Raw genomic sequence first — 7300 nt, forward strand, 5'->3', positions numbered from 1 at the left:
CTGCAGGCGTTGATTCCATAGCGATATTTGTATTGGGTCGTGGCTCATGCCTTCTCCTTAACTTTGAAACGAAGGAGTGTGGCGCGTTCATTTCATCATTGCTAGATGGTTGCGTCGGACGCTTACCGTAGATTAATGCAGGACAACGTTGCATCGTCTTTTGGTCAAAAGCCCTTCTTCACTAAGAACAGCGTTGACGTTACCGATGCTAAGTTTAAATAGATTATTACTGAGTTAACTGATAGAAGTCTCGCGCGCGAGTTGCACGAGCAAGCGCGCCACTTCTTCAGGTTTTGGAAAATCGACCGTACGCAGATTTAATTCCGCATGCTGATTGAAGAAGAAAACCTGTCCGGTATGGCGATCCAATCCTTTGGTTCGGCCATTTAAAAAATCCAACCAGACGTCATTGTGCTTCGTTGTAGGAATTGCTCCCAACCAGGAAGAACCAGCCTTATATTTTGACAACCAGGTCTGCATACTGCCTGGACTATCGCCCAAAGTATCAATGCTGACGGAGATCAGTTGCAAGGGTAATTTTTGCGAAGGTAGTTGTTGTTGCACCTCCGCAAACAAAGCCCCCTGAATGGGGCAAGTCGCGCTGCAACCGGTAAACATCAACTGAACCGCCGTAGCACGACCTGTCATCAGTTCACGCAAATTCGTCTTACGCCCGTTGTGCAACACGACATCGACATCTGGTACTGGAATAGGTGGCTTAACTCTGCCTGCCATATTGTGGGCAACGACTTCGCGCAGCCAGCCTGGATATAGCGCAACCGCAGCAAGTGCTCGCACAACGCTTCGTCTCGAGGTCAGTGATGGGGGCAAGGAGGTACGCGACATGACCATTCTTTTTAACTATTTTCTGGTTGCGTACTCAGATATTGCCAGATTTGTGCACACTGTTGCTGGCTCAAGGTATAACGAGGCATCACGGTATCAACGATGACATCAGTCGGATCAATTCCGTCACGCAATACACGGCAAAATGACTCCAACTGATAACTGCTGGACGGCCCGCCGCGACGTGGACGAGACGTCAGCAGATACGATTTAGTCAACAGCGGCGCAAAACTGGTATCGGTCGAGACATTTGCATTGCTGCCTGGGTTTCCGTTGCGATTTGCGTGATGGCAGTTCAAGCAGACGGCAGCCGAGGCAGGAAGCGCCTCGTCATGCCCTAACATTCGCGCCTGCAAAGTTTCTTTCCCATCAAATAGACTTTTGCCAGGAAGTGAGGCATTGATATCGTTGGCGCTCACGGTATCCGCGTCTGCCCAATGCCACCAGGCAACCAGAAATCCGGTGACAGCCAAGGCTGTCACCCACTTACTAAGGCCCATAAATCACCCCAATGGCATTCAGGTACTGACCGGAAGAACCAGCGAAACCGTAAATTTTATTTCCGGTCGGAACAGTATAGTCAAAAGACGTGTTCGTTGATTGCCCCTGATCCAAGCCATATGGACCAAACACTTGTCCCGTATTGGTAACAAAACTAATCTTCGCAATCGCTGAATCACCGCTAATACCATAAATCCGTACCAAATATTGGCCTGCAGGTACGGTAAAGCTGGCTGGGTTTCCACCCGTTCCACCGTGCGCTGTCAACGACCCTGCAGACGTAACGCCTTGTATGCTGTCGAGCCACCAACCGCTGCGAATAACGACACCGGTCAACGGCTTACCAGTAGTCACAGCATCGGAGAACGCTGTACCAGAACCTGTATGGCCGATCAATGCACTCGTCACGAAGGTATTAGGTGCGGCAACTTCGTCTGAGCCAATTTGTGCCACATAAGAAGATACCAATGCCAGATCTGCCACGCTCAATTTCAGATTCGTATGCGCAGTAATTGCCGCGCTAATTGTTGGCGCAGAGCCGTCATGTAAATACGGCGCATTAGCCCATACATCACGCAAGGTCGGCGGATCAATACCAGTCAATGCACCAGCACCAAGGCGTTGGCCGCTGCCTGGATAGAGCGTTCCGATATTCATCAGATCGGCAGTGGCGGTTCCACTGAAAGTGAAGCTATTAGTAAAATTAACGCCGCCGTGACAAGTCGAACACTGCGCTGCAAAAATTGCCTTACCAGCGACACCCGCAGTGGTCAAACTACCGTCCGGATTACGATAAGGGCTAGGGCTAAAGGTATTCAGTGAAATGACGTAGGCTGCCAGAGCATCCAGGTCAGCACTGAGACCCGCCTTGGGTGAACCCAAGGGCTGACTCACCGTACCAGAGTTAAACAAGGCATTACTCATCAAGCCAGAACCGCCAGCGAAACTACGAATTTGACCTTCAAAGTCTTGAATTTCGTCAAAATTGCCACTCCAATGCTTGTTCCCATGACCACCTGCGCGACCACGTAAGCTGGTCGTATTACGCAAGCCTTCCCCTAAACTTGTGAAGTCCCATACCCGTCCATCGCCCCAACCTTCGTTATGGCAAGTGGCACAGCTCATCCAGCTATCACGAGCTAAACGCGGATCTTGGGCATCATAAAAATATTGCTTGCCCAGCAGCACGTTAGCAGCTAATTGTTCTGTGTTAATTGTTTTTACGGTGCTCAGTAAAGGCAAGCTCAAATTACCATATTGCAATAATGGATTCAGATCATAAGATCCAACAGTTCGATCCATGAAATTGTAAACATACAACTTCGTACCATCAGATGACAGTCGCAAACCATCCGGAGCACGGCCTGCTGGCACCCTTAAAATCTCACGTTTACCTACCGCATCAAGCACCGCGATTTCACGCGACGTTTCAAGGCTGACGAATACATACGCACCATTCGGGTGAAAAACCGCTGCCGTCGTAAAGCCGCTGTTAATGTGGAAAATGCGTCCAGGCAGATCTTCAAGATTCGTCGCCAGATTCAGATGCGAAGTGATCGCTCTCACGGTCGTCTGAAAATCTAAAGGCTTACCATCGCGATACGTACCACGTAAAATATTATCTTGTTTCGAAGGTAACCAGGCATTTTTGCCATCCTGTGAAATCGCCAACGCACCCAGGTAATTCGGTAAACCTTTTCCAACTAACAAGGTATCGGCTTGCGTATTAAATTGCACAGTGATTTGCCGCACCTGCGTCAGATTTGCCGGGCTGAATTCAGTGACGGTACCACCAGCAGGAATGCCATTGACGCTGGTTTGAATGGCGTTCGTGTTTTCACCGACCTGAGGTGCAGTAATGAAACGGCTTGCGAACAGTCGGCTACCATCAGCAGTCATGGATAAATGACGTACACCAGGCGCAGCAACGCTGGCTGTTTGCACCCAACTAGAATTGAACTTCAGGATTTGACCTGTGCCTTCCAGACTAATATACGCGCTTCCATCAGGACCAATCAAAACAGCATACGGTTGTGTGCCACGAGGAACATTGACAGTATTTACTACTTTCAGCGTCGCCGTACTCAATACACTCAAACTAGCTGCCTCTTTGTTGGTGACGACCACGGTACTACCGTTGATAGCCACCGTACGCGGCTGATTGCCAACTGCGATTTCTGACACGAGGGTATTACCTGCCGTATCGATCACAGAAACACTATTGTTATCTGGATTTACAACCCATAGGCGATCGCTTAAGCCAGCACGTTTCTCAACTGCAATATGCGAACTACTCAATGCTTGTGACCCATTATTTGATGGTGCGCCACTGGTTATTGCCTGCACAAACGAACGAGAAACGACCGTTCCAGAAGCATCTTTCACCGTCACAGTCACGGTATAGACACCCGGTGTTGCATAGTTATGGCTCGCTGTGTTCGATGCGTTAAATGCCGTTGTCGGACTGCCATCGCCAAAATTCCAGGAATATAGATATGTCCCTGTACCAGCATTGGCTGTATAGCTCAAATTAGTTCCTGCCGCCGCTGCTTGTGCGCTTATCGGCTGAATAACCGGAATAGGATCTAACACTCTCCACGTAAAGCTTGTGCTGGCAGTGTTGCCCTTTTCATCGGTGACTTTCGCAGTGACACCATAGCCACCGGCCGCAGTGGGGAAACCAGCCATCACGCCCGATGATGCATTGAGCACGACACCCGGAGGCAATCCAGCTGCACTGTAGGTAAGTGTGTGAGTTCCTGGTTCACTGGCAGACAGTGTTAATGACGTTTGCACTCCCATATAGGTCGTCGGCGGTGTCGGCGTATTTATCACCGGCAATGTCGGCGCGCTATTGACTGGTCCATATTGGAATCCCAACGAAAATACATATGTACCTGCTGTTCCCTGGAGACCTGTAATCTGCGCACCACTTGGAACGGTGAAATCGAAGGCGCTATAGCTCGCTTGTCCGACACCACCGCCGTATGGACCAAAACTCAATCCCGTGTTGCTGACGAAGGTAATCTGCGCTATGGCCGTGTTACCAGCAGTACCGAACGCACGTACCAGATACTGTCCAGCCGGTACAGTGAACGATAGAGGTCCGCCCCCTAAGCCACCATGACTACCCAACGAGCCATTCGCGTTCACGCCTTGAATATTGTCTAGCCACGAACCACCACGCAAATTAACGCCCGTCAATGGACCGTTTCCAGTATCGCTAAATGCCGAACCCGACGTCGTTGCACCATAAATAGGACTAACACCAGTCAGTGACGCAGGCGAATTGACGTCCCACTCAAAATAGGAGCTTACCTGTCCTGTGCCGTTAGTCACCTGAACGGTTGGGAAGTAAGTACCGATTGTGCTTGGTCGGCCAGAAATCAAACCAGTCGCAGCATCAATACTCAAACCTGGCGGCAAGTTAGTCGCCGTGTAGGTTAATGCGGCACCACCATTTGTTTGCGCAACCAGCGAGAAATTGACATTAGAGCCAACAACGGACGACTGCGTGCCGGGCGGTGTCAGTAAAGGTGCACGCGTGTTGTTAATAGTGACCATTTTGGACACCGACGGCGTACCGTTACTATTCATCGCGAACAGCATGTAGACGCCTGGGATTGCCCAACCAGGATTGCTTGGTATATTGACCTGATACGTATTTGCCCCTGTACTGCTAAAAGTCAAAGACAAACGTCGTTGATCGTTATTCACTCCGTGCGTTATAGAATTCACTCTCACAATAGAAAACGCAGTGACCGCAGAATCCGTCGTTACATTGACCACACTGCCATACGCGGCACTCGCTGGCGCACTTGTAATCACCGGACGTGTCGCTGCGCTGCCATCGGCGTTAAATAAGTAATTCGGTGACAAAATCTGCAAATCCGGGTGATTTGCGGCGCACCCCTGCCCACATAAACCGCCGCCTGAGGATAACACCCGACCATCGGCCAATAAAACTGCGACGCTGTGATAATCGCGCGGAACACTCATCGCTGGCATTGGCGTAAAGGTTTCAGTGACAGGATCAAAAATTTCTGGTACCAGTACAGCATTGGCGTCAGTGAACTGGCCACCGACTGTCATACCGCCAAGGATCACGACGTGGCCGTCTGGCAAAACGACAGAGTTGTGATACGAACGAGCATAGCTCATCGGGTTAATTTTACGAACATTCACGCCCGTATTAAGATCGATCACATAGCTGGACGCGCTTGATGGGCTGCCGACATTTTGAGGCGTACCACCAACTTTCAATACTTTACCTGTGTCGTACATAACGGTATTGCCGTGGAACGCATACACATCATCACCGCGCACACCAGCGCTCGTTACTTCACCATTACCTTGCGTGCTGATCCAATGCATTTGTTCGCCTGCGCCAGCATGGAAAACTTTACCGTTTCCAGCAGGAATCAACCATAAATGGCCGTCCGCAGTGTAACTCCCCGACCCACCTTGTCCAGGCTCCAGAAACGGGGTAATGGAGACACCGCTGAGTGTGCTCCAACTACCTGACGGTGACCACACTTCAGCGTTTTTATTTACTGAGCCTCCAAGCCAGGAGCCACCGAGCGTCAAGACAGTGCCGTTTGCTAATACAGTGTTTGCGTTGTAGGCACGCGGAATATTTAACGTTCCGGAACTTGACCAGGTATTCGACACGGAATCGTAGATACTCGTTTTACCCGCATCGCCACCACCAGCGATCAATAGGCGTCCATCGGCGAGCATACTAGTGCCAGAACAAAACATTTCGTGTCCGGTGTTACTGACCAATGTGTCTGTAAATGTATTTGTATTCGGGTCGTAGATGGTGGAGTACGTTTTTCCACCACCCGGTGTACCACCTGTGAAACTAAATTGTGAATCTGCAGAAAACAGCAATACTTTTCCGTTCGGCAAGATGGAAGCAAAACTTGGCACCAAACTTAAGTTCGTCACCGCTGACCACTTAGCCTGGGACGGCGCAGCAAGTGCCGTTTGTTGAGCACGCAATGCTGTCACGTGCTTCACAAAGTTATCATTGCTCATCACTAATGGCGTTTGCTGGCTGCTCTGATTGCCGGATCCGCACGCTGACAAAACAAGCGCAGAAATAGCCAACGAAGCGATTTTATTGAATGACATGTTGTACTCCAAATACCGGAAAAATTTGTCACAGGATATATGAGCAAATGCACGACAAGGCAACATGATTTGTGAAAGAAAGTAAAACAAGAGGAGCGAGCAATATTAAAATATTGCAAAATTGTCGGACTTTATTAACACATTTCCACAGGGAAATAAATATCCATGCAAAAATAATTTCCTATCGGAAATTTTGGAGAGTTTTCCGATCCTTGAACTTCCTAAATTCGCTTATAAATTTCTCCCCACCCACTTGTCCCTCAAAGAAAAAAACCAGGAAAGCGACTTGCTTTCTGGCACCTTAAAAAACGCACTTAAATCTGAAAAATAAATCAGATGTCACGGTTAAATTCCAACCACTTCTTGCCTACTAATTTTAGTGACAGTATTTATCAGAACCGGCCTACCTACGTTAGTCAAACTGCCATCACTGCTGATGCTATAAGCGATAACTTCATCATCAGCCAAATCAGCGGTGTACAAAAATTTCGATCTTGCTATGGGGCTTAGGGAAACGAGAATACTTAAATTTAATTTCAAATATTGGAACTTGCGGTAATGGATACCGCAATTTATTCGCGGTCAGTGCTTTCAGTGTTACTGAGCAAAAGGATTTTAAAAACGTGACATCAAAGAAATGTCCAGCCCTCCTTTTGTAAAGGATGACTGGAATAAGAAGAATAAGAGGAATAACGGTAGTTGTCAACAAAGATGTCGCGTCAAGTCATGCTGCTAGCATTAGTTCCTCTGCCTGATTTCGTTTCGGATTCAGCCAGACCTCGTCCTTCAATTTCCAATCCCGCGTCGCACCAGACCA

Annotated in this window: 3 protein-coding genes; all 3 read right to left on the minus strand. The window is 48.8% G+C overall.

Annotated features, from left to right (window positions below; translation table 11 throughout):
• Nucleotides 1-234: 234 nt before the first annotated feature.
• The 3 genes from ACO0K1_RS19685 to ACO0K1_RS19695 are packed head-to-tail and all read right to left on the minus strand — an operon-like array spanning nucleotide 235 to nucleotide 6483.
• Nucleotides 235-846 carry an SCO family protein gene (locus tag ACO0K1_RS19685; protein ID WP_423028839.1) on the minus strand — a complete coding sequence of 204 codons (612 nt, stop codon included), beginning with the start codon at nucleotides 844-846 and terminating at the stop codon, nucleotides 235-237.
• Between the two features lie 11 nt (nucleotides 847-857).
• A complete protein-coding gene (locus ACO0K1_RS19690; protein WP_423028841.1) occupies nucleotides 858-1346 on the minus strand; it encodes a hypothetical protein in 489 nt (162 codons plus the stop codon).
• Nucleotides 1336-6483 carry a jacalin-like lectin gene (locus tag ACO0K1_RS19695; RefSeq protein WP_423028843.1) on the minus strand — a complete coding sequence of 1716 codons (5148 nt, stop codon included), beginning with the start codon at nucleotides 6481-6483 and terminating at the stop codon, nucleotides 1336-1338. Before ACO0K1_RS19695 ends, ACO0K1_RS19690 begins: the two co-directional genes overlap by 11 nt.
• Between the last annotated feature and the right edge of the window lie 817 nt (nucleotides 6484-7300).

It is taken from the genome of Undibacterium sp. SXout20W (genome assembly GCF_049340285.1).
Taxonomy (GTDB): domain Bacteria; phylum Pseudomonadota; class Gammaproteobacteria; order Burkholderiales; family Burkholderiaceae_D; genus Undibacterium.